Origin of the sequence: Roseateles sp., assembly GCF_965229315.1 — a bacterium.
Lineage (GTDB): Bacteria > Pseudomonadota > Gammaproteobacteria > Burkholderiales > Burkholderiaceae_C > Pelomonas.
Genome location: NZ_CBDDJA010000002.1, coordinates 1,306,278 through 1,327,382 on the forward strand (window position 1 = coordinate 1,306,278; position 21,105 = coordinate 1,327,382).

22 protein-coding genes are annotated in these 21,105 nt (G+C 69.6%); 14 read left to right on the top strand and 8 right to left on the bottom strand.

The features are described from left to right. Positions 1-2 precede the first annotated feature (2 nt). Genes ACO07H_RS10815 through dut form a run of 6 tightly spaced genes read left to right on the top strand, consistent with a single transcriptional unit; the run spans position 3 to position 5,303 of the window. Positions 3-839 carry a purine-nucleoside phosphorylase gene (locus ACO07H_RS10815; protein ID WP_422013924.1) on the top strand — a complete coding sequence of 279 codons (837 nt, stop codon included), beginning with the start codon at positions 3-5 and terminating at the stop codon, positions 837-839. Next, entirely contained in the window at positions 836-1,612 is a 777-nt protein-coding gene (deoC, locus tag ACO07H_RS10820) for a deoxyribose-phosphate aldolase (RefSeq protein WP_422013926.1), read from the top strand. The genes ACO07H_RS10815 and deoC overlap by 4 nt, the downstream gene beginning before the upstream one ends. Before the next feature lie 16 nt (positions 1,613-1,628). Further along, positions 1,629-2,939 (top strand): thymidine phosphorylase, encoded by a 1,311-nt coding sequence (deoA, locus tag ACO07H_RS10825; protein ID WP_422013928.1) that lies wholly within the window; start codon positions 1,629-1,631, stop codon positions 2,937-2,939. Further along, positions 2,939-3,640 (top strand): tRNA (guanosine(46)-N7)-methyltransferase TrmB, encoded by a 702-nt coding sequence (trmB, locus tag ACO07H_RS10830; protein WP_422013930.1) that lies wholly within the window; start codon positions 2,939-2,941, stop codon positions 3,638-3,640. Before deoA ends, trmB begins: the two co-directional genes overlap by 1 nt. Beyond that, the gene (coaBC, locus tag ACO07H_RS10835) at positions 3,640-4,854 is read left to right on the top strand and encodes a bifunctional phosphopantothenoylcysteine decarboxylase/phosphopantothenate--cysteine ligase CoaBC (protein WP_422013932.1); all 1,215 of its coding nucleotides are present in this window, start codon (positions 3,640-3,642) and stop codon (positions 4,852-4,854) included. Before trmB ends, coaBC begins: the two co-directional genes overlap by 1 nt. Beyond that, the gene (dut, locus tag ACO07H_RS10840) at positions 4,854-5,303 is read left to right on the top strand and encodes a dUTP diphosphatase (RefSeq protein WP_422013934.1); all 450 of its coding nucleotides are present in this window, start codon (positions 4,854-4,856) and stop codon (positions 5,301-5,303) included. The genes coaBC and dut overlap by 1 nt, the downstream gene beginning before the upstream one ends. A 58-nt stretch (positions 5,304-5,361) precedes the next feature. Here the strand turns inward: dut and ACO07H_RS10845 are convergent, their stop codons facing one another. Beyond that, complete coding sequence (locus tag ACO07H_RS10845) at positions 5,362-5,880, bottom strand: FKBP-type peptidyl-prolyl cis-trans isomerase (protein WP_422013936.1); 519 nt, start codon at positions 5,878-5,880, stop codon at positions 5,362-5,364. A 38-nt stretch (positions 5,881-5,918) separates the two neighbouring features. Here ACO07H_RS10845 and ACO07H_RS10850 point away from each other — a divergent pair, with 38 nt between their 5' ends. From ACO07H_RS10850 to ACO07H_RS10860, 3 genes are all read left to right on the top strand, one after another. Continuing rightward, entirely contained in the window at positions 5,919-7,034 is a 1,116-nt protein-coding gene (locus tag ACO07H_RS10850; RefSeq protein WP_422013938.1) for a JmjC domain-containing protein, read from the top strand. Further along, entirely contained in the window at positions 7,031-7,525 is a 495-nt protein-coding gene (locus ACO07H_RS10855) for a hypothetical protein (protein WP_422013940.1), read from the top strand. The genes ACO07H_RS10850 and ACO07H_RS10855 overlap by 4 nt, the downstream gene beginning before the upstream one ends. A gap of 164 nt (positions 7,526-7,689) precedes the next feature. Next, positions 7,690-7,896, top strand: coding sequence for a hypothetical protein (locus tag ACO07H_RS10860; RefSeq protein WP_422013942.1), 207 nt, complete (start codon positions 7,690-7,692; stop codon positions 7,894-7,896). 140 nt (positions 7,897-8,036) lie between these two features. Here the strand turns inward: ACO07H_RS10860 and ACO07H_RS10865 are convergent, their stop codons facing one another. The 7 genes from ACO07H_RS10865 to ACO07H_RS10895 all read right to left on the bottom strand — a co-directional run bounded on the left by ACO07H_RS10865 (position 8,037) and on the right by ACO07H_RS10895 (position 14,281). Further along, positions 8,037-8,816 carry an MBL fold metallo-hydrolase gene (locus tag ACO07H_RS10865; protein WP_422013944.1) on the bottom strand — a complete coding sequence of 260 codons (780 nt, stop codon included), beginning with the start codon at positions 8,814-8,816 and terminating at the stop codon, positions 8,037-8,039. Positions 8,817-8,850: 34 nt separating this feature from the next. Continuing rightward, positions 8,851-10,032 carry an outer membrane protein assembly factor BamC gene (gene bamC / locus ACO07H_RS10870; protein ID WP_422013946.1) on the bottom strand — a complete coding sequence of 394 codons (1,182 nt, stop codon included), beginning with the start codon at positions 10,030-10,032 and terminating at the stop codon, positions 8,851-8,853. An 80-nt stretch (positions 10,033-10,112) separates the two neighbouring features. Next, a complete protein-coding gene (gene dapA, locus ACO07H_RS10875; RefSeq protein WP_422013948.1) occupies positions 10,113-10,994 on the bottom strand; it encodes a 4-hydroxy-tetrahydrodipicolinate synthase in 882 nt (293 codons plus the stop codon). A gap of 30 nt (positions 10,995-11,024) precedes the next feature. Beyond that, positions 11,025-11,555 (bottom strand): class I SAM-dependent methyltransferase, encoded by a 531-nt coding sequence (locus ACO07H_RS10880; RefSeq protein ID WP_422013950.1) that lies wholly within the window; start codon positions 11,553-11,555, stop codon positions 11,025-11,027. Further along, positions 11,552-11,683 carry a hypothetical protein gene (locus tag ACO07H_RS10885; protein WP_422013952.1) on the bottom strand — a complete coding sequence of 44 codons (132 nt, stop codon included), beginning with the start codon at positions 11,681-11,683 and terminating at the stop codon, positions 11,552-11,554. Before ACO07H_RS10885 ends, ACO07H_RS10880 begins: the two co-directional genes overlap by 4 nt. After that, a complete protein-coding gene (locus ACO07H_RS10890; RefSeq protein ID WP_422013954.1) occupies positions 11,680-12,897 on the bottom strand; it encodes an MFS transporter in 1,218 nt (405 codons plus the stop codon). Before ACO07H_RS10890 ends, ACO07H_RS10885 begins: the two co-directional genes overlap by 4 nt. A gap of 13 nt (positions 12,898-12,910) precedes the next feature. Beyond that, positions 12,911-14,281, bottom strand: a complete 1,371-nt coding sequence (locus ACO07H_RS10895; RefSeq protein ID WP_422013956.1) for an amidohydrolase family protein — start codon at positions 14,279-14,281, stop codon at positions 12,911-12,913. Positions 14,282-14,528: 247 nt separating this feature from the next. Between ACO07H_RS10895 and ACO07H_RS10900 the strand changes: the two genes are divergently transcribed. Genes ACO07H_RS10900 through parC form a run of 5 tightly spaced genes read left to right on the top strand, consistent with a single transcriptional unit; the run spans position 14,529 to position 21,070 of the window. Further along, positions 14,529-16,529: a DNA topoisomerase IV subunit B gene (locus tag ACO07H_RS10900; protein ID WP_422013958.1), complete on the top strand. Its 2,001-nt coding sequence runs from the start codon at positions 14,529-14,531 to the stop codon at positions 16,527-16,529. Next, complete coding sequence (locus ACO07H_RS10905; RefSeq protein ID WP_422013960.1) at positions 16,529-17,560, top strand: histone deacetylase family protein; 1,032 nt, start codon at positions 16,529-16,531, stop codon at positions 17,558-17,560. The genes ACO07H_RS10900 and ACO07H_RS10905 overlap by 1 nt, the downstream gene beginning before the upstream one ends. Beyond that, positions 17,557-18,081, top strand: a complete 525-nt coding sequence (locus ACO07H_RS10910) for a GNAT family N-acetyltransferase (RefSeq protein WP_422013962.1) — start codon at positions 17,557-17,559, stop codon at positions 18,079-18,081. The genes ACO07H_RS10905 and ACO07H_RS10910 overlap by 4 nt, the downstream gene beginning before the upstream one ends. Further along, on the top strand, positions 18,078-18,734 hold the full coding sequence (locus ACO07H_RS10915; protein WP_422013964.1) for a lytic transglycosylase domain-containing protein: 657 nt from the start codon (positions 18,078-18,080) through the stop codon (positions 18,732-18,734). The genes ACO07H_RS10910 and ACO07H_RS10915 overlap by 4 nt, the downstream gene beginning before the upstream one ends. Beyond that, positions 18,731-21,070 carry a DNA topoisomerase IV subunit A gene (gene parC, locus ACO07H_RS10920; protein ID WP_422013966.1) on the top strand — a complete coding sequence of 780 codons (2,340 nt, stop codon included), beginning with the start codon at positions 18,731-18,733 and terminating at the stop codon, positions 21,068-21,070. Before ACO07H_RS10915 ends, parC begins: the two co-directional genes overlap by 4 nt. Positions 21,071-21,105 lie beyond the last annotated feature (35 nt).

Consider the following 21,105-nt stretch of genomic DNA (forward strand, 5'->3'; position numbering starts at 1 on the left):
CCATGATCGACAACAAAACCCTCGACGTCGCCATCACCGCGAGCGTCGAGAAGCTGCAATCCTTGTTCGGCAACGCGCCCGGGGTGGCCGTCGTGCTCGGCTCCGGCTGGGCCGGTGCGGTCAGCCATGTGCAGGACGCACAGAGCCTGCCCTACACCGAGCTGCCGGCTTTCCCGCAACCCAAGGTCGAAGGCCATGTCAACGAGGTCGTCGTCGGCCGCCTGGGCGAGCAGCGCGTCATCATGCTGCGCGGCCGCGCCCACACCTACGAGAGCGGCGACTGCACCGGCATGGCGGGTGCGCTGCGCACGCTCAAGCGCTGGGGCGTCAAGCTGCTGCTGCAGACCAACGCCTCCGGTTCGCTGCGCAGCCACATGCCGCCCGGCAGCCTGATGCTGATCGCCGACCACATCAACGCACCGCAGCGCAGCCCGCTGGTGGGCGAGCCCGGCAGCCACCGCTTCGTCGACATGAGCGCGGCCTACGACCCCGAGCTGCGCCGCCACGCGCTGGCGCTGGCCAAGCGCGAGAACCTGATGCTGGGCGAAGGCACCTACTGCTGGGCGCTGGGCCCGCAGTTCGAGACGCCGGCCGAGATCCGCATGTTCGCCGCCTGGGGCGCCGACGCCGTGGGCATGAGCACCGTGCCCGAGACCATCCTGGCCCGCCACGCCGGCCTGAAGGTCATGGGCCTGGCGCTGATCACCAACATGGCCGCCGGCCTGTCCGCCGAGGCGTTGACGCATGACCTGACGCTCAAGCAGGCGCAGATGTCCGGCGAGCGCGCGTCCGCCTTCCTGGCCGCGCTGGTGGGCAGCTTCGCGGGCACCGCGCTGTGACCACCGACGGCCATGCCGCTTTGCGGGCCGCGGCCCGCACGGCGCTGGCCTGCCTGGACCTGACCAGCCTGAACGACGCCGACACCGCGGCCGAAATCGAGGCGCTGTGCCGGCGCGCGCAGACGCCGCACGGCCCCGTGGCGGCCGTGTGCGTCTGGCCGCGTTTCGTGGCGCAGGCGCGGGCGGCGCTGCCGGCGTCGATCAAGGTCGCGGCCGTCGCCAATTTCCCGGACGGCCGGCTGGACCTGCCGCGCGCACTCGCCGACGTCCAGGCCATCGCCCAGGCCGGCGGTGACGAGGTCGACGTCGTGCTGCCGTACCGCGCGCTGCTGGCGGGCAAGACGACCGACGTGGCCGAGTTCCTGTCCGAAGTCCGCTTCGCGAGCCGCCCGCTGACGCTCAAGGTCATCATCGAATCCGGTGAGCTGGGGTCGTCGGACCGCATCGCGCAGGCCACGCGCCTGGCGCTGGCCGCCGACGCCGACTTCGTCAAGACCAGCACCGGCAAGACCGCCGTGGGTGCCACCCCCGCTGCAGCCGCGACCATGCTCAAGGAAATTGCCGCCAGCGGCCTGTCCGCGGCTGGCTTCAAGGCCTCGGGCGGCGTGCGCTCGGTGGCGGATGCCGCCGGCTACATCGCCCAGGTCGAGGCTGCGCTCGGTGCTGCCGCGGTGAATCCGCAGCGCCTGCGCTTTGGCGCCAGCGGCCTGCTCACCGATATCGAATCCGTTCTTTCCGGCGCGGAATCCGTCGCCACGACCTCGGCCTACTGACTCGGCCCACTGCCCCATGCTTGCTCAAGAAATCATCCGCGCCAAGCGCGACGGCCAGGCGCTCAACGAAGCGCAGATCAACCACTTCGTCCGCGGCCTCGTCGACAACTCCTGGAGCGAGGGCCAGGTGGCGGCGCTGGGCATGGCCGTGTTCCTCAAGGGCATGGGCCGCGACGAAGCCGTGCTGCTGACGCGGGCGATGATGAACTCCGGCCGCGTCATGCGCTGGCCCGACATGCCCGGCCCGGTGCTGGACAAGCACAGCAGCGGCGGCGTGGGCGACAAGGTCAGCCTGATGCTGGCGCCCATGGTCGCCGCCTGCGGCGGTTATGTGCCCATGATCGCCGGCCGCGGCCTGGGCCACACCGGCGGCACGGTGGACAAGCTCGAAGCCATCCCCGGCTACACGACCACGCCCGAGCCGGCGCGCTTCGACCAGATCGTGCGTTCGCTGGGCTGCGCCATCATCGGCCAGACCGCCGACCTCGCACCCGCCGACAAGCGCTTCTACGCCACGCGTGACGTGACGGCCACGGTCGAGAGCGTGCCGCTGATCACCGCCAGCATCCTGTCCAAGAAGCTGGCTGCCGGCCTCGAAGGCCTGGCCATGGACATCAAGTGCGGCAACGGCGCGTTCGCGTCCACGCCCGAGTTCGCCAAGGAGCTGGCCGAGAGCATCGTCGCCGTGGCCGGCGGCGCGGGCCTGAAGACGCGCGCGCTGATCACCGACATGAACCAGATCCTGGGCAGCGATGTCGGCAACTCGCTGGAAGTCATCGAGACGATTCGCTACCTGACCGGCGAGCACCGCGAGCCGCGCCTGCACGAGGTGACGCTGGCGCTGTGCGCCGAGATGCTGGTGCTGGGGGGGCTGGCTGCCAGCACTGCCGGTGCGCGCGTGAAGCTGCAGGCTGCACTGGACTCCGGCGCTGCCGCCGAGAAGTTCGCCCAGATGGTCGTGGCCCTGGGCGGCCCGGCCGACCTGATGGAGCGTCCCGACGCCTACCTGGCCGCCGCGCCGGTCGTGAAGCCCGTCGCCGCGCCGCATGCCGGCGTCATCACCACCATGTCGACCCGCGACCTCGGCGTGGCCATCGTCGAGCTGGGCGGCGGCCGCCGCAAGGCGGGCGACGCCATCGACATGCGCGTGGGCTTCTCCGACGTGCGCCCCATCGGCACGCGCGTCGCCGCCGGCGAGCCGCTGGCCCTGATCCATGCGGCGGATGACGCCGCCGCCGACCGCGCCATCGCGTCCTATCTCGCCGCCGTCGCGCTGGGTGATGCCGACGTGGCTGCGACACCCATGGTCATGGCCGAGGTGGGCTGATGTCCGACGAGCAAGGCCAGCCGCCGCAGGACCCGCCGCGCCGCGCGATCAAGAGCTTCGTCACGCGCGCCGGCCGCATGGGCACGGGCCAGATCAAGGCGCTGGCCGAGCTGGGCCCGAAATTCGTGCTGCCCTACGAGCCCGAACGCATCGACCCTGAACAAGTCTTCGGCCGGAAGGCCCCGTTGGTGCTCGAGATCGGTTTCGGCATGGGCGGCGCCACCGCCGAGATCGCGGCCACGCTGCCGGACCACGACTTCATCGGCTGCGAGGTGCACGAGCCCGGCGTCGGCGCGCTGCTCAAGCTCATCGACGAGAAGCAGCTCGCCAACATCCGCATCGTCCAGCACGACGCCGTCGAGGTGCTGCGCGACATGATCGGCCCCGACCTGCTGGCCGGCGTGCACATCTTCTTCCCCGACCCCTGGCACAAGAAGCGCCACCACAAGCGCCGCCTGATCCAGCCCGAGTTCGTCGCCAAGCTGGTGGCACACATCGCCCCCGGCGGCTACCTGCACTGCGCGACCGACTGGCAGCCCTATGCCGAGCAGATGCTCGACGTGCTGACGGCCGAGCCCCACCTCCTGAACACCGCGGCCAGCTATGCTGACAAGCCCGCCTACCGCCCCCTGACCAAGTTCGAGAACCGCGGCATCAAGCTCGGACATGGCGTGTGGGACCTGGTGTTCAGGAAGCGCTGATGACGTCACCCCTTTACGGCAAACACATCCTCCTGGCGATGAGCGGCGGCATCGCCGGCTACAAGATCGCCGAGCTGACGCGGCTGTTCGTGAAGGGCGGCGCGACGGTGCAGGTCATGATGACCGAGGCGGCCGAGCAGTTCATCACCGCGGTGACGATGCAGGCGCTGTCCGGGCGCCCGGTCTATACCAGCCAGTGGGATGCGCGGCCCGACAACAACATGGCTCACATCAACCTCAGCCGCGAGGCCGACGTGATGCTGGTCGCACCCGCCAGCGCCGACGCCATCGCCGCGCTGGCGCAGGGCAGGGCGGACGACCTCGTCAGCCTGACCGCGCTGGCGCGCCGCATTCACGAATGCCCGCTGCTGGTGGTGCCGGCGATGAACCGCGAGATGTGGGCCCACCCGGCCACGCAGCGCAACGTCGCGCAGATCATGGCCGACGGCGCGACCGTCATTGGCCCGGCCAGCGGCGACCAGGCCTGCGGCGAGATCGGCGACGGCCGCATGCTGGAGGCGCAGGAGATCTTCGACGATGTCGAGGCCTTCCTGGCGCCCAAATCCCTGCGCGGCAGGAAGCTGTTGATCACCGCCGGGCCGACCTTCGAGCCCATCGACCCGGTGCGCGGCATCACCAACCACAGCAGCGGCAAGATGGGCTTCGCCATCGCCCGCGCGGCGGCCGAGGCGGGTGCCGAGGTCGCGCTGGTGGCCGGCCCGGTGCACCTGCCCACGCCGCGCGGCGTGCAGCGCATCGACGTGCAGACCGCGCAGCAGATGTTCGACGCCGTGCTGCCGCTGGCGGCGCATCAGCATGCCTTCATCGCCGCCGCAGCCGTCGCCGACTGGCGGCCGGCGCAGACGCATGAGCACAAGCTGAAGAAGACCGAAGGCGGCGCAACGGCGCCGACCCTCGCGATGGCCGAGAACCCCGACATCCTGGCGGCCGTGGCCAGACTACCCAAGCCGCCTTACTGCGTCGGCTTCGCGGCCGAGAGCGAAAAGCTCGCCGAGCACGCCGACGCCAAGCGCCGCCGCAAGGGCATCCCGCTGATCGTCGCCAACCTCGGCCCGGCCACGTTCGGCCGCGACGACAACGCGCTGCTCCTCATCGACGAGCAGGGCCAGCGCGAGCTGCCTGAAATGGGAGGGCGGGCCGACAAGCTCAGCCTCGCGCGCGAGCTGATCGCTGAACTCTCGGAACGACTCTGATGACCCCGATTGACCTGCAAGTGCTCGACGCCCGCATGGCCGAGCAGATCCCCGCCTACGCCACGCCTGGCAGCGCCGGCCTGGACCTGCGCGCCTGCCTGGACACCGCCATCACACTGGCCCCGGGCCAGACGACGCTCATCCCCACGGGCCTGGCCATCCACATTGCCGACCCGGGCCTGGCCGCCCTCATCCTGCCGCGCTCGGGCCTGGGCCACAAGCACGGCATCGTGCTGGGCAACCTGGTCGGCCTGATCGACAGCGACTACCAGGGCCAGCTGATGGTCAGCTGCTGGAACCGCGGCCAGACCGAGTTCACCGTCCAGCCGTTCGAGCGCATCGCGCAACTCGTCATCGTGCCGGTCGTGCAGGCGCAGTTCCGTCGCGTGGACAGCTTCGATGCCTCATCCCGAGGCGCGGGTGGCTTCGGGTCTACCGGCAAGCGCTGAGTTTCTGGACCAGTTGGGGACAGAGCTTGCCGCTGCGCGGCGGCGGTCTGTCCCGCAATCAGTGAAGCTGCTCGTCCGGCGGCGCGCCGGTCTGCACCATGAAGATGGGTTCGCCCACCGAGCCCGCTTCCACCTCGGCTTCGGTGGCCGCACGCACATCCAGCAGCGTCAGGTGCATGCGCAGGCCGATGCCGGCCAGCGGGTGGTTGCCGTCCAGCACCACATGCTCCGGATAGACCTCGGTGACGGTGTAGACCGCGTCCGGCATGCCTTCGGTGGCGGCACCTTCGGGCAGGCCTTCGAACTGCATGCCCGGCTCCACGTCCGACGGGAACAGGGCCTTGGCTTCGAAGCAGACGAGGTTGGAGTCGTAGTCGCCGAATGCTTCCTCGGGCTGCAGCGCGAGCGCCGTTTCGAAGCCGACCTCCTGGCCGTCCAGCGCTTCCTCGACCTTGGCGAACAAGTCGTCACCGCCAAGCAGGAATTCCATGGGTTCGGTCAGCTCGTCGATCAACTGGCCTTGGGCATCTTCGAGTCTCCAGCGCAGGGAGACGACACAGGGGCGGGTCACTTGCATCGCTGAATTTTCCCACACCGCATCGGCACAATGGCCCCATGCAGACCGCCCTCCCAACTCCCCTGCTCGCCGGCCTGAGCCCGGCGCAGTTCATGCGCAAGCACTGGCAGAAGAAGCCGCTGCTGGTGCGCCAGGCCTTCGATCCCGTCGCGCCGCCGGCTTCCCTCAAGGACCTGGCCGCGCTGGCCGCGCGCGACGATGTCGAGTCGCGCCTCGTGACCGCCTTCGACGGCGACTGGCAGCTCCGGCAAGGGCCCATTGCCCGGCTGCCGGCCATGAGCAAGCCCGGCTGGACGCTGCTCGTTCAGGGGCTGGACCAGCACCTGGCCGCGGCGCGCGAACTGCTGGACCTGTTCCGCTTCGTGCCCGATGCGCGGCTGGACGACTTGATGGTGTCCGTGGCCAGCGATGGCGGTGGCGTCGGGCCGCACTTCGACTCCTACGACGTGTTCCTCATCCAACTGGCCGGCCGGCGCCACTGGCGCATCGGCGCCCAGCGCGACGCGGTGCTGCGCGACGATGTGCCGCTGAAGATCATCGCGAATTTCAAGCCCGAGCAGGAGTTCGTGCTGGAGCCGGGCGACATGCTCTACCTGCCGCCCGGCTGGGCGCATGACGGCGTGGCCGTCGGCCCGGGTTGCATGACGGGCTCGGTGGGCTTTCGGGCGTCCACGGCCGACGGCCTGGCGGCCGAGCTGCTGCCGCGGCTGCTGGACGAGGCGGACGGCAGCGGCAAGCGCTACGGCGACCCGCGCCAGGAGGCCGCCACCGAGCCGGCACGCATGCCCGCGGCGCTGCTGGACTTTGCGCGCCGCGCCGTCGAGGCCGCCGTGCAGCGCCCGCGTGCACTGGAGCGGGCGCTGGGCGAGGCGCTGACCGAGCCCAAGGCCAATGTGTGGTTCGACGCAGCCGACGTGCTGGCACCGGGATCGGGCGCCCGGCTGGACCGCCGCAGCCGCATGCTGTACGACGAGGTCCACATCTTCCTGAACGGCGAGAGCTTTCGCGCCGGCGGCCGGGACGCCGTGCTGATGCGCCGCCTGGCGGATGACCGCGAGCTGGGTGCGGCGGAGGTCGGTCGGCTGTCGGCCGAGGCGCGTGAGCTGCTGGACCAATGGGCCGAGGACGGTTGGGTGCAGCCGCTGGCGCGATGAACGCGCAAGGCTTCGCCGGCCGCGCCGGCTTCCAGCGCGTGCTCGGGGACACGCTGGCCTGGGCCAGCGCGCAGGGCTGCCGCGAGCTGCAGGCCTGGGACGCGAGCTTCGTGGACTGGCCGCTGTCGGATGCGAACGTGCTGGCCGCGCTGACCGCCTGGGCGCGACCCGCCCGCCAGTTGCATCTGCTGGCGCTGCAGTACGACGACGTCGCACGCCGCCACCCGCGCTTCGTGCGCTGGCGGCGCGATTACGCGCATTGCGTCACCGCCCGCGCCGTCGAGCCGGAGGTGCGGCTGGAGGCCGCGCCGCAAAGCCTGCTGCTGGCCGTCAGCGCCGACTTGAAACTGACCCTTCGCCTCTTCGACCGCCATTTGTGGCGCGGCGAGCTGAGCTTGGACGCCACCGAGCATCAACGCGGCCTGGAATGGTTTGATGCCTTGACGCAACGGTCCAGCGATTCATTTGCGCCCACGACCTTGGGGCTATGAGGTTCTGTGACAGGGGAAGCCCTATACTTGTTGGCTAGGCGAGGGAAGCGCTCGAGGTTTTCCGCGTCTTGTTCTTTCGGGGTCGGCAGTTGGTGTGAAATATGCACTGGTGCACGACCCCAAAGTTATGGTGTGCACCATCGTTTAAACGTTTGAGGACAAGTATGAATAAGTCGATCCTGTTGGCTTCCCTGCTGGCTGCTGCTGCCCTGACCGCTTGCAGCAAGAAGGAAGAACCCAAGGTTGAGGCCCCCGTGATCGTGGCTCCGGCCCCGGCTCCGGAAGCTTCTGCTGCCGCCAGCGCTGCTGACGCTGCCGCCTCGGCTGCCGCGGTTGCCGTGGACGCTGCTGCTTCGGCCGCTTCGAAGTAATCACTTCGTCCCCGCGGAAAGAGCCGCCGCTGCGCAAGCAGCGACGGCTTTTTTCCTTTTTGCGACAGTGACGTCGAGGTTTCGAGTCCTGTTACAAAACTTTGCGAGCGACTTGAACTCGCTGCCGCCAAGTCGCCGATTCAGTTCAGCGCCAGCCATTCCACACCCAGTTTGGGATGTGCGACCTGGATGTCCGAGGCGTTGCAACCCAGCGTCTGAGCCAGCGCCGCCTGCGCCAGTGCCGGGCTGTTGTTGTGCTCGCTGAGGTGCGCCGCCACCACCGTGTTCAGCGTGGCATGCCGGCATCGCGCCAGCAGGTCGGCCGCCGCTTCGTTGGACAGATGGCCGTGCGTACCGGCGATGCGCCGCTGCAGTGACGGCGGATACGGCCCGGCGCGCAGCATGGCCTCGTCGTGGTTGCTTTCCAGCAGCAGCGCCTGGCAGCCCGCCAGTGCCTCGGCCACATCGTGAGGTGCGTATCCGAGGTCGGTGACCACACCCAGGCGCATCGCGCCGTCCCCCAGTGTCAGCTGCAGCGGCTCGTTGGCGTCGTGGGGCACCGCGAAGGGGCGCACCTGCATGTCGCCCAGCGCGATGGGTTCTGCGCCCCGCGCCAGGCGCAGCAGCGTGGGGTCGAAGTCGGCGTTGCCGACCGCCCGCCAGGTGCCGCGGCTCATGAGGAGCGGGCGCCGGTACTTCGCGGCAAAGGTCAGCGCACAGCCGACATGGTCGCCATGCTCGTGCGTGATGAAGACCGCGTCGACATCCTCGGGCGCGCAGCCGGCACGCGCCAGCCGCTTGACGAGTTCGCGCAAGCTGAAACCGGCATCGATGAGCAGCCGCGTGCTCGTGATGCCCTGGCTGGCCTCGACCAGCGTCGAATTGCCGCCGCTGCCGCTGCCGAGGCTGCAAAAGCGCATCACGGCGGCGGTCCCTGGTTCTGCAGAAGCCTGATTACTTCAGGTCGTCCATCAGCAGGCTGAGGATGCGCTTGGCGTTGTCGTCCGTGACCGCCTGGCTGCGGTCATCCAGGATGCGCACCGTGCTCTTGTCGCCATCGGCCTTGACCGAGACGCGGTAGCGCGCGGGGGTGGGGGCCTTGGCGCCGAACAGCTTCTGGAAGAAGTTGGGCTCTTCCTTGCCTGCCTGCTCGGGGTCGGCGTAACGCAGGTAGAACAGGCCGGCCGCGCGGTCGCGGTCTTCGATGGTGAAGCCATGGCGGTCCAGCGACAGGCCGACCCGGCGCCACGCCCGGTCGAAGCCGTCGGCGACGGTCAAGCTGTCAGGCACTTCGGACAGCGGACGGCGTGCCACGCGCTGGCCTTCGCCGCCGACCTTGGTCACACTGGTGGCCGGTGCCGGCTTGCCGGCTTCGGCGACGACGGTCTTGGCCGCGTCTTCCTTGCCGCCCAGCTTGAGCATCAGGCGCGACAGCATCTCGGCTTCCAGATACGGGTCGCTCGGGCGGTTCTGCCACGCGGTCGAGTCGCGGGCCTGGGTCGTGTAGACCTCCTGCATGCCGCGGTGGCTGATGAAGATGTCCGTGCCGCTGGCGCTGCGTTCGATGCGGGTGCGGTACATGTCGCGCTCACCGGTCGAGTACAGGCCGTCGAAGACCTTGCCGATGGTCGAGCGGACGAAATCCTGCGGCAGCTTGGCGCGGTTCTCGGCCCAGTTGGTCTCCATGGTGCCGACTTCGGGCTGCTCCTTGACGAGCTCCAGGCCGCGCTCCTGCCAGAACGCGCGCAGCTGCGGCCAGATTTGCTCCGGCGTGGCCGAGGTGTGCAGCCAGCGGTCGGTGCCGCTGCGTTCCAGGCGCACGTCGCCGGCCGCGTTGAGCGCCACGGTGCCCGAGGCCGTCGTCGACGTCTGGACGCCAGCCGGCGTGGCCGGCTTGACGGCGGACAGGGCCGACGCGGTGATGGAGCCACCCTGCACCTGGGCGCGGTTGTCCTTGGCGAGCTGGCTCAGGTCGGGCGGGACTTCCAGGCCCTGGGTCTGGCGTGCCGCGGCGCCGCGGTAGTCGACCTTGTCACTCGAGAACAGGCTGTCGAAAGTGCTGCAGCCGGCGAGCGACAGGACGAAGGCCGTGCAGGCCAGGCGGGTCGCCGTGGGGCGGAGCGAGGAAACAGACATCACGCTGGAAATCTCCGGGGAACAAAGACGCCGGACTTGGCCGGCGCAGCCGCGCATTAGACCAGAGGCGGCCGCACGTTTCAGAGCAGGCCGGCCTCGACCATCGCCTGGCCCACGCTGGCCTGGCCGGCGGTCGTCATCGGCGTGATCGGCAGGCGCAGCGCGGCGCCGCACCGGCCCAGGCGGGACAGCGCCCACTTGGCCGGGCCGGGGCTGGGCTCGCAGAACAGTTGCTTGTGCAGGCCCAGCAGCTTCATGTGGACCTTGCGCGCCTCGACGGCATTGCCTTCGAGGGCCAGCCGGCACAGCTCGGCCATCTGGCGCGGTGCCACATTGGCCGTCACGCTGACGTTGCCGTGGCCGCCCAGCAGCATCAGCGCGACCGCCGTGCCGTCGTCGCCGGAGTAGATGTGAAAGCCGGCCGGCGCGTGCTTGATGAGATAGGCCGCGCGCTCGATGTTGCCAGTGGCCTCCTTGACGCCGAAGACGCCGGGCAGCGTGGCGCAGCGCAGTGCCGTCTCGGGCGCCATATCGGCCACGGTCCGGCCGGGCACGTTGTAGAGCATCATGGGGATGTCCACGGCCTCGGCGATCGCCTTGAAGTGCTGGTAGATGCCTTCCTGCGAGGGCTTGTTGTAGTAGGGCACGACCGACAGCGTGCAGTCCGCGCCGACTTCCTTGGCGTAGCGGCTCAGCTCGATGGCCTCGGCCGTGGAATTGGCGCCGGTGCCGGCCAGGATGGGGATGCGTCCCTTGGCGTGCTCGACCGCGACGCGGATGATCTCGCGGTTCTCTTCCATGCTGACCGTGGGCGACTCGCCCGTGGTGCCGACGACGCCCACGCAGGCCGTGCCTTCCTCGACATGCCAGTCGATCAGGCGGCGCAGGGCGGGGTAGTCGATGCTGCCGTCCTCGTTCATGGGCGTGACGAGGGCGACGATGCTGCCGAGGATGGGCTTCATGGTGAGGCTGTCTTTGGGAATCCGGGGATTTTAGGCGGCCGCGGGCGGTGAATCTGTCGGCCGGATGGCGACCACGCGCTGGACGAAGCGTGGCGAGGTTTTGGCATCAGCGCCGTGCTCGAACAGGTCTTCGTAAGCCACGATGCGCCAGCCCTCGCAGACGCGCAGCAGTTCGCCACGCTGCAGCAGAAAATCGGCGCGCGATGGCCGGCCGATGGTTTGCTGGCCGTCGGCGAAGGTCTCCCAGACCAGCCAACCGCCGGGCTTCAAGGCGGACTTGACGGTATCGAACAGCGGACGCCACAGGTAGTTGCAGACGACGACCAGGTCGAATGCGCGGTCCTGCAGCGGCCACGGGCTGTTCTCGATGTCGGCATCGACGATCTCGGCGATGGAGCGCAGCGGCGCCGTGGCCGCCGTGTCGCGGTCCACGCCCGTGACCCGCCAGCCCGCATCCGCCAGCCAGCGCAGGTTGCGGCCCGAGCCGCAAGCCACGTCCAGCGCCAAACCTGGCACCTCGGGCGCAAAGCGCTGCAGCCACGCGGACGGCGCGGGCGTCATCCGAAGCAGGCCCAGATCTGTTCGCTGAGCTGCACCATCACCGCAGGGTGCAGGTAGGCCAGCGCCGTTGCGCTCAGCACCGCCGCGGCCGCGAGGCCGATCAGCACATGGCGCGTCCGCTGCCTCATGCCGCCTGCAATCGCTGGATGGGCGTTTCTCGCACCGGCAGGTTGGCCAGCATCGCCATCACGCCCAGTGCGATGGACAGCCACCAGACCACGTCGTAGCTGCCGGTCGCGTCGTAGAGCTTGCCGCCCAGCCACACGCCCAGGAAGCTGCCGACCTGGTGGCTCAGGAACACGAAGCCGCCCAGCATCGACAGATGCTGCGCGCCGAAGATCTGCGCGACGACCGCGTTCGTCGGCGGCACCGTGGACAGCCACAGGAAGCCGATGACGGCGGCGAAGAGGTAGACGCTGATCGGCGTCAGCGGCGTCGTGATGAAGATGGCGATGGCGACGGCCCGCAAGCCGTAGATGGCAGACAGCAGGTAGGTCTTCGGGAAGCGCTGGCCCAGCAGTCCGGCGGTGTAGGTGCCGAAGATGTTGAACAGGCCGATCAGCATCAGCGCGCCGGTGGACACCTCGATGCCGAGGCCGTGGTCCTTCAGGTAGCTCGGCAGGTGCACGCCGATGAAGACGACCTGGAAGCCGCAGACGAAGTAGCCCAGCATCAGCAACTGGAAGCTGCGGTAGCCGAAGGCCTCGCGCAGCGCCTGGCCGATGCTCTGGTGGGCGCCGCTGAAGGCGGTCACGCTGCGCTCGCGCACGCCCAGCGCCAGCGGCACGATCAGCAGCGCGGCGCCGGCCAGCAGGTAGAGCGCCCCTTGCCAGCCGAGGTGGCTGATCAGCCAGGTCTCGATGGGGATCATGACGAACTGGCCGAAGGAGCCTGCCGCCGCCGCGACGCCGAAGGCCCAGGAACGCTTGTCGGCCGACACGGTGCGACCCAGCACACCGTAGATGACGGCATAGGTCGAGCCCGACTGCGCGATGCCGATCAGCATGCCGGCACTGAGCGTGAACGTCAGCGGGTGGGACGACACGGCCATCAGCACCAGGCCCAGCGCGTACATCAGCCCGCCGGCGATGAGCACCTTCCAGGCGCCGAAACGGTCCGCCAGCATGCCGGCCACCGGACCGGCGATGCCCCAGGACAGGTTCTGCACCGCGAGCGCGAACGAGAAGGTCTCGCGCGTCCAGCCCCGTTCGGTGATGACGGGCTGCAGCCAGAACCCGAAGCCGTGGCGTATGCCCATGGACATCGTGACGATGAGCGCGCCGCACATCAGCACCTGCCGGACGGACAGTGCGGGCGGGGCGGCGGTGTGGGCAGCGTTCATTCGCGCACTGTAATCAGCGCGCCTTCGTCTTGCTTGCCGCTTTGCCCTGGGCCTTGCCCTTGGGCGGTTTTTTCTTCGCCCTGGCCTTGGGCGCATCGGCCGTGGAGGTGACGGCCTGCGAGCTGGCGGCGGCGACGTCGGCCAGCCGGGTCAGCAGCCGGCCCTGCTTGACACGCAGCATGGGCATGTCGACCTGGGCCAGGTCGGCCAGCGGGTCGTCGCCCAGCACGAGGAAGCTGGCTTCGCAGCCGGGCTCGAAACAGCCCAGCTTGCGGCCGGGGAACAGCGCCCGCGGCGTGTCCTGCGTGGCCAGGCGCAGCAGCGTCGCGCGTTCCAGCCCCAGCGCGTCCAGCGCATGCAGCTCCATGCGCGACGTGCCGATGAAGACGTCCGAGCCGATCAGCAACTGCACGCCCGCCGCCTGGAGCCGGGCGAGGTTGGTGCGCTGCACCTCGCGCAGCGCAGCCAGCGCGGCGGGCTCCAGCTTGAACAGGCCGGTGGCGGCCGTCGTCGTGATGACGGCGGTGCGCTGGCGCGCCGCCTGGGCGGCCGCAGCCTCGCTGATGGCGAAGACCTCGGGCGCCTCGTCCAGCGTGTTGGCATAGCCGGGCAGGTGGCCGATGACGTCCACGCCCGCGGCCAGCGCGGCGTCGAAATCCGCGGCCGTCTCGACGTGCGCCACCACGCGCCGGCCATCGGCATGGGCCAGGCGGGTCAGCGTGGCCGCCGTGTCGGGGCGCAGCCCCAGGCGGCCGAACATCTGCGTTTGGCGGTGCAGTTCGGGTCGTTCGCTGTGGGCCAGCACCAGGCGCAGCCACTGGCCGCCGCGCGCCTTGATCGCGGGCCATTGCGCGTTGGCCTGTTCAGGGCTGTCCACCAGCACCAGTTGCTTCTGCGCCGCGGCTGTCTCGGGGCTGGGCTGGGGGAGCACCGTGGCCAGCGGGTAGCCGTCCGGCGAGGTGATGCAGGCCGTCACGAAGCTCATGTCCGGCGCGGCGGGCGCGGCGGCCAGCGGGCGCACCTCGGCCACGCCGTCCGGGTCGCCGCACAGCATGGCGGCGTACAGCACGCCGTGGTCGATGTAGTTGTCGGCGTACTGGCCCCAACCCCAGGCGGTCTGCAGGTTGTGGTTGTGTGCCTCGGCGAGCGGGTTGATCAGCACCTGGCCGCGCATGTCCATCTTGCGGTTGACCTTGGCCGGCTTCTTCGCGACGAAGACGCCGTTCTCGACATACAGGTTGCCGCGCTGGATCTTCTGGCCGTCGAACCAGCGGGCGTTCTTCAACTCCCACGAGAGCGGCGCGCTGGCCTGGTAGGGCTGGGCCAGGCAGGTGGCGGCGCACAGCAAGGTGGCCAGCGCAACGAGGAAACGGGACAGGGGCATGAGCGGGCAGTGTCGCCGCCACGGCGGCGGTCGGCAGGGCGGGGCATCCTAGCGAATGCACGGCCGACCTCACGGCAGACGCTTGTCAGACTTTGTGTCCTGTCACCGCCTTCATTCACTGCACCTGGAAGCGCCAGCGCACCGTCATCGTGCCGCCGTCCTAATTGGCGCCGCTGAGTTTGCGGGTCTGCACGCCGCTCTGGCTGCGCCGGCCTGCCAGAGACCCCCTGCATAGAATCCCGCCCCTATGTCCAGCCGACCGTCGTCCTCTCCCGCCACTGCATCCGCCGCTGCCGCCTACGGCGAAGCCTCCATCCGCGTCCTGAAAGGCCTGGAGCCCGTCAAGCAGCGGCCGGGCATGTACACCCGCACCGAGAACCCGCTGCACTGCATCCAGGAGGTCATCGACAACGCCGCCGACGAGGCGCTGGGCGGGTTCGGCAAACGCATCGACGTGACGGTGCATGCCGACGGCTCGGTGTCCGTCGCCGACGATGGCCGCGGCATCCCGTTCGGCCTGCACCCCGAGGAAGGCGTGCCGGTCGTCGAGATCGTCTTCACGCGGCTGCATGCCGGGGGCAAGTTCGACAAGGGCTCGGGCGGCGCCTACAGCTTCTCGGGCGGCCTGCATGGCGTGGGCGTGTCCGTGACCAACGCGCTGGCCAGGCGGCTGGAAGTGGCCGTCTGGCGGGACAAGCAGGTGGCCGGCATCGCCTTCGAGCATGGCGACGTGGTGCAGCAGGTCGTCACCCGCCCCGCCACGAGCGGCGACCGCAAGCAGGGCACGACGGTGCGCGTCTGGCCCGAGGCCAAGTATTTCGAGAGCGCCGAGTTGCCCAGGCATGAGCTGGTGCACCTGCTGCGGTCGAAAGCCGTGCTGATGCCGGGCGTGACCGTCACGCTGAAGTTCGAGAAGACCGGTGAGACGATCACCTGGCTCTACAAGGCCGGCCTGCGCGACTACCTGGCGCAGTCGCTGCACGCCGACCCGCTGATCCCGCTGTTCGAGGGCGAGGGCTTCGCCACCGCCGGCGAGAGCGAGAACTTCGCCGAAGGCGAGGGCGCGGCCTGGTGCGTGGCCTTCACGGAGGACGGCGCGCCGCTGCGCGAGAGCTATGTGAACCTGATCCCGACAGTCGCCGGCGGCACGCATGAGTCGGGGCTGAAGGACGGCCTGTTCGGCGCCGTCAAGGGCTTCATCGAGATGCATTCGCTGCTGCCCAAAGGCGTCAAGCTGATGCCCGACGACGTGTTCTCGCGCGCCAGCTTCGTGCTGTCCGCCAAGGTGCTGGACCCGCAGTTCCAGGGCCAGACCAAGGAGCGCCTGAACTCGCGCGACGCGCTGCGGCTGGTGTCGGCCTACGTGAAGCCGGCGCTGGAGCTGTGGCTGAACCATCACGTGGACCACGGCAAGAAACTGGCCGAGCTGGTCATCAAGCAGGCGCAGACGCGGCAGCGCGCCAGCCAGAAGGTGGAAAAGCGCAAGGGCTCCGGCGTGGCCGTGCTGCCGGGCAAGCTGACCGACTGCGAAAGCCGCGACCTGCTGCACAACGAGGTCTTCCTCGTCGAGGGCGACTCGGCCGGCGGCAGCGCCAAGATGGGCCGCGACAAGGAGACGCAGGCCATCCTGCCGCTGCGCGGCAAGGTGCTGAACTCCTGGGAGGTCGAGCGCGACCTGCTGTTCAAGAACAACGAGATCCACGACATCTCGGTGGCGCTCGGCGTGGACCCGCACGGCCCGAACGACACGCCGGACCTGTCCGGCCTGCGCTACGGCAAGGTCTGCATCCTGAGCGACGCCGACGTGGACGGCTCGCACATCCAGGTGCTGCTGCTCACACTCTTCTTCCGCCACTTTCCCAAGCTGGTCGAGACCGGCCATGTCTTCGTCGCCCGCCCGCCGCTGTACCGCATCGACGCACCGGCCCGTGGCAAGAAGCCTGCCGCCAAGCTCTACGCGCTGGACGACGGCGAGCTGACCGCCACGCTGGACAAGCTGCGCAAGGAAGGCGCGCGCGAAGGCTCGTGGAGCATCAGCCGCTTCAAGGGCCTGGGCGAGATGAACGCCGAGCAGCTCTGGGACACGACGCTGAACCCCGAGACGCGCCGCCTGTCGCGCGTCGAGTACGGGCAGCTGGACTTCGGCGCCACGGTGGAGGCCTTCAACAAGCTGATGGGCAAGGGCGAGGCCGCGTCGCGCCGCGAGCTGATGGAACTGCACGGCGACGCCGTGGAGATCGACATCTGATGCAGACGGTCTACAACGCGGTGCACGCGGCCCATGCGGCGACGCATGAGTTCTTCCGTGGGCGGCTGGTGCCGGCGTTCGAGGTGCCGTCGCGGGCCGACTACATCCTGCAGGCCGTGCAGGCGGCCAGGCTGGGCGACGTGCTGGCCCCGGTCGACCACGGCCTTGCGCCGTTGGCGCGCGTGCATGCCGCGCGTTATCTGAACTTCATCGAGGGCGCGCACGCCGAGTGGCTGGCCACGGGCGGCGAGGGCGATGCCTTCCCGGCCGTCTGGCCCGTGCGCACGCTGCGCAGCGATGTCGAGCCGGCGAGCTTCGCGGCCCGCATGGGCCTGTACTCGATGGACAGCGGCACGCCGCTGACGGCTGGCAGCTGGACGGCGGCCTATGCCGGTGCGCAGGCGTCGCTGACGGCGCTGGACCTGGTGCTGGCCGGCCAGCGCGCGGCCTACTGCCTGACCCGCCCGCCGGGCCACCATGCCGGCGCGGACTTCTTCGGCGGCTACTGCTTCATCAACCACGCCGCCGTGGCCGCGCAGGCCGCACGCGATGCCGGTCTGGCGCGCGTGGCCATCCTGGACGTGGACTACCACCACGGCAACGGCACGCAGGCCATCTTCTACGACCGCGCCGATGTGTTCTACGCCAGCGTGCACGGCGACCCGCGCACCGAGTTCCCGTTCTTCCTCGGCCATGCCGACGAGACCGGTGCGGGCGAGGGCGCGGGCTGCAACGCCAACTTCCCGCTGCCGCCGGGCGTGGCCAACGACGACTGGTTCGCCGCGCTGGCGCAGGCCTTGGCGCGGCTGACGGCGTTCAGGCCCGACCTGCTCATCGTCTCGCTGGGCGTGGACACCTACGGCGGCGACCCGATCTCCCACTTCAAGCTCGACGAGCCCGAGTTCCGCCGCATGGGCCGGCGCATCGCCGCCTTCGGCGCGCCGACGCTGTTCGTGCAGGAGGGCGGCTACGCGACCGAGGCCATCGGCCGCAACGTGGTCGCGGTGCTGGCCGGTTTCGAGGCGCCATGAGCGTGCGCCTGCGCCCCACGATGCTGTCCGACCTGGACTGGGTCGTCTCGCTGGAACGGGACGGCGCCAACCTGCCGTTCATCACGCCGTGGGAGCGCACGCAGCATGAAGGCGCCATCCGCTTCCCCGACTCGCGCCACTTCATTCTTGAAGAGGGTGACGAACTTGAACGTATCGGCTTCGTGATCCTGCAGGGCTGCCGCAACCCCAATGGCTCGGTCGAGCTCAAGCGCCTGGTGCTGCAGCCCAAGGGCCGCGGCCTGGGCCGGGCGGCGGTGCGTCAGTTGAAGGCGATGGCGTTCACGCAGCTCAAGGCGCACCGCTTCTGGCTGGACGTGAAGGCGCTGAACATGCGCGCGTTCGAGCTGTACCGCAGCGAAGGCTTCGTCGAGGAAGGCCGGCTGCGCGAGAGCGTGCGCGTCACGACCGATGGCGCCGACGGCTACGACTCGCTGATCGTCATGTCGCTGCTGGACCGCGAATACCAGGCGCGTGTCGCGCTGGGGCAGGAGGCCGCATGACGCGCTGGTTGTGCCTGCTCCTGCTCGCGTACGGGCTGCCCGCCAGGGCTGACCTCTGGGGCTTCGTGGACGCGGCCGGCGTGGCGCACTTCGCATCCAGCCGGCTTGACGCGCGTTTCAACCCCGTGCTCGGCGGTCCGCTGACGCAGCGCGTGCCCGGCAAGACCGACGCCGGCACCGCCCTGCTGACCTGGCTGGACATCGCCCCCGAGGTCAAGGCCGTGCAGCCCTGGGTGCGTGAGGCGGCCGAGAAGCATGGCGTGGACGCCGAACTGTTGAAGGCCGTCATCGCCGTGGAGTCCGGCTACCAGAAGGGCGCCGTGTCGCCACGCGGCGCGCTGGGCCTGATGCAGATCACGCCGGACACCGCCTCGCGCTATGCGTCGCCCGCCGACGCGGCACGGCTCATCGAGCCCCGCATCAACATCCACACCGGCGCCCGCATGCTGGCCGACCTGATCCGCCGTTTCGGCCGCATCGACGCGGCGCTGGCGGCCTGGAATGCCGGCGAGGGCGCCGTGCGACGCGCTGGCAACCGCGTGCCCGACATCGACGAAACCCAGGCCCATGTGCATCTCGTGCTCGAGTTGTACTGGGCTTTGCTGCAGCAGGGCCAGCCGGCCCGCGCGCAGCGACTGACCCTGCACCCATGAGTTCCCAGACCCCCATCGACTTCAGCTCGCCCGCCGACGGCGGCCCCCATGGCGACGACAGCAACGCGCTGACGCTGGCCGCCTACGCCCAGCAGGCCTATCTCGAATACGCGCTCAGCGTCGTCAAGGGCCGTGCGCTGCCGACCTATTCCGACGGCCAGAAGCCCGTGCAGCGCCGCATCCTGCACGTGATGCAGTTGCTGGGCCTGGGTTGGACCGGCAACTCCGGTGCCAAGCCCGTGAAGGGCGCCAAGGTCGTGGGCGATGTGCTCGGCGACTTCCATCCGCACGGCGACCAGTCGGTCTACGACGCGCTGGTGCGCATGGCGCAGGACTTCTCGCTGCGCTACCCCCTCATCGACGGCCACGGCAACTTCGGCAGCCGTGACGGCGACGGCGCCGCGGCGATGCGCTACACGGAAGCGCGGCTGGCACCCATCGCCCGCCTGATGCTCGACGAGATCGACGAAGGCACGGTGGACTTCCGCACCAACTACGACGGCCGGTTGCAGGAGCCCGTCGAGCTGCCGGCCCGCCTGCCGTTCGTGCTGCTCAACGGCGCCAGCGGCATCGCCGTGGGCCTGGCGACCGAAATCCCCAGCCACAACCTGCGCGAAGTGGCTGAAGCGGCCGTGTTGCTGCTCAAGAACGACAAGGCGAGCGACGACGAGTTGTTCGAGAAGATCCCCGGCCCGGACTTCCCCGGCGGCGGCCAGCTCATCAGCGCGTCCGACGACATCCGGTCGGCGTACACCTCGGGGCGTGGCAGCCTCAAGGTGCGCGCGCGCTGGAAGATCGAGGACCTGGCCCGCGGCCAGTGGCAGCTCGTCGTCACCGAGCTGCCGCACGGCACCAGTGCGCAGAAGGTGCTGGAGGAGATCGAGGAGCTGTCCAACCCCAAGGTCAAGGCCGGCAAGAAGACGCTGTCGGCCGAGCAGCTGCAGCTCAAGGCCGGCCTGCTGGCCGTGCTGGACGGCGTGCGCGACGAGTCCAGCAAGGACGCTGCCGTGCGCATCGTCTTCGAGCCCAAGAGCCGCACCGTCGAACAGCAGGACCTCATCAACACGCTGCTGGCGCACACCAGCCTGGAGAGCAGCGTGTCGGTCAACCTGACCATGATTGGCGACGACGGCCGCCCCACGCAGAAGAGCCTGCGCGAGGTGCTGGTCGAGTGGGTGGGTTTCCGCCAGACGACGGTGCGCCGCCGCACGGAGCACCGCCTGGCGCACGTCAACGACCGCATCCACGTGCTGGAAGGCCGGCAACTGGTGTTGCTGAACATCGACGAGGTCATCCGCATCATCCGCGAGTCGGACGAGCCCAAGCCGGCCCTGATCGAACACTTCAAGCTCAGCGACCGCCAGGCCGAGGACATCCTCGAGATCCGCCTGCGCCAGCTGGCGCGCCTGGAGGCCATCAAGATCGAGCAGGAGCTGGCCAAGCTGCGCGACGAGCGCGCCAAGCTGGAAGACATCCTCGGCTCCACCACCGCGCTGCGGCGCACCGTCATCAAGGAAATCGAGGCCGACGCCAAGCAATACGATGACGACCGCCGCACCTTGATCCAGGCCGAGAAGCGTGTCACCGCCGAGGTCCGGATCGTCGACGAGCCGGTCACGGTCATCGTCAGCCAGAAGGGCTGGGTAAGGGCACTGAAGGGCCACGAGGTGGACATCGCGGCGCAGACCTTCAAGGCCGGCGACGCGCTGTGGGGCGCGTTCCGCTGCCGCAGCGTGGACCCGCTCATCGTCATGGGCAGCAACGGCCGTGTGTATTCGGCGCCGGTGTCGGCGCTGCCGGGTGGCCGCGGCGACGGCCAGCCGATCACGACGCTGATCGAGCTGGAGCCCGGCTCGCAGATCGCGCATTACGTGGCCGGCGCGCCGACGCAGCGTCTGGTCATGGCCGGCACGACCGGCTACGGCTTCATCGCCCAACTGGGCGACCTGGTGGGCCGCCAAAAGGCAGGCAAGACCTTCCTCGCACTGGACGCCGGCGAGGCGCCGCTGCTCGCGGCCGTGCCGGGCGACGCCGTCGCGCTGCAACTCGGCGTGCTCAGCGCGCAGGGCCGGCTGCTGACGTTCCCGCTGGACGAGCTCAAGCACCAGCCCAAGGGCGGCAAGGGCCTGATGCTGATGGACCTGGAGGCCAAGGACAGCGTTGTGTCCGTCGCCTGCTTCACGACGCAGTTGCGCGTGCTGGGCAGCGGCCGCGGCGGCAAGCCGCGCGAGGAGCTGCTGAAGAACCAGTCGCTCGCGGCCCACGCGGGCAAGCGCGCCCGCAAGGGCAAGGCGGTGGATGGCCTGCAGAAGGTGGCGCAGCTCTCGGCCACGTGACGGGCGTCGCAACACCGCGTCATAAAACACCCCAT

Coding starts and splice junctions, on each gene's coding strand:
- ACO07H_RS10860 (WP_422013942.1), top strand. CDS start 7,690: ATGAATAAGTCGATCCTGTTGGCTTCCCTGCTGGCTGCTGCTGCCCTG.
- ACO07H_RS10850 (WP_422013938.1), top strand. CDS start 5,919: ATGCAGACCGCCCTCCCAACTCCCCTGCTCGCCGGCCTGAGCCCGGCG.
- ACO07H_RS10895 (WP_422013956.1), bottom strand. CDS start 14,281: ATGCCCCTGTCCCGTTTCCTCGTTGCGCTGGCCACCTTGCTGTGCGCC.
- ACO07H_RS10910 (WP_422013962.1), top strand. CDS start 17,557: ATGAGCGTGCGCCTGCGCCCCACGATGCTGTCCGACCTGGACTGGGTC.
- ACO07H_RS10900 (WP_422013958.1), top strand. CDS start 14,529: ATGTCCAGCCGACCGTCGTCCTCTCCCGCCACTGCATCCGCCGCTGCC.
- ACO07H_RS10905 (WP_422013960.1), top strand. CDS start 16,529: ATGCAGACGGTCTACAACGCGGTGCACGCGGCCCATGCGGCGACGCAT.
- ACO07H_RS10845 (WP_422013936.1), bottom strand. CDS start 5,880: ATGCAAGTGACCCGCCCCTGTGTCGTCTCCCTGCGCTGGAGACTCGAA.
- dapA (WP_422013948.1), bottom strand. CDS start 10,994: ATGAAGCCCATCCTCGGCAGCATCGTCGCCCTCGTCACGCCCATGAAC.
- deoA (WP_422013928.1), top strand. CDS start 1,629: ATGCTTGCTCAAGAAATCATCCGCGCCAAGCGCGACGGCCAGGCGCTC.
- ACO07H_RS10880 (WP_422013950.1), bottom strand. CDS start 11,555: ATGACGCCCGCGCCGTCCGCGTGGCTGCAGCGCTTTGCGCCCGAGGTG.
- coaBC (WP_422013932.1), top strand. CDS start 3,640: ATGACGTCACCCCTTTACGGCAAACACATCCTCCTGGCGATGAGCGGC.
- dut (WP_422013934.1), top strand. CDS start 4,854: ATGACCCCGATTGACCTGCAAGTGCTCGACGCCCGCATGGCCGAGCAG.
- ACO07H_RS10915 (WP_422013964.1), top strand. CDS start 18,078: ATGACGCGCTGGTTGTGCCTGCTCCTGCTCGCGTACGGGCTGCCCGCC.
- ACO07H_RS10855 (WP_422013940.1), top strand. CDS start 7,031: ATGAACGCGCAAGGCTTCGCCGGCCGCGCCGGCTTCCAGCGCGTGCTC.
- ACO07H_RS10890 (WP_422013954.1), bottom strand. CDS start 12,897: ATGAACGCTGCCCACACCGCCGCCCCGCCCGCACTGTCCGTCCGGCAG.
- parC (WP_422013966.1), top strand. CDS start 18,731: ATGAGTTCCCAGACCCCCATCGACTTCAGCTCGCCCGCCGACGGCGGC.
- ACO07H_RS10815 (WP_422013924.1), top strand. CDS start 3: ATGATCGACAACAAAACCCTCGACGTCGCCATCACCGCGAGCGTCGAG.
- trmB (WP_422013930.1), top strand. CDS start 2,939: ATGTCCGACGAGCAAGGCCAGCCGCCGCAGGACCCGCCGCGCCGCGCG.
- ACO07H_RS10865 (WP_422013944.1), bottom strand. CDS start 8,816: ATGCGCTTTTGCAGCCTCGGCAGCGGCAGCGGCGGCAATTCGACGCTG.
- ACO07H_RS10885 (WP_422013952.1), bottom strand. CDS start 11,683: ATGAGGCAGCGGACGCGCCATGTGCTGATCGGCCTCGCGGCCGCGGCG.
- bamC (WP_422013946.1), bottom strand. CDS start 10,032: ATGTCTGTTTCCTCGCTCCGCCCCACGGCGACCCGCCTGGCCTGCACG.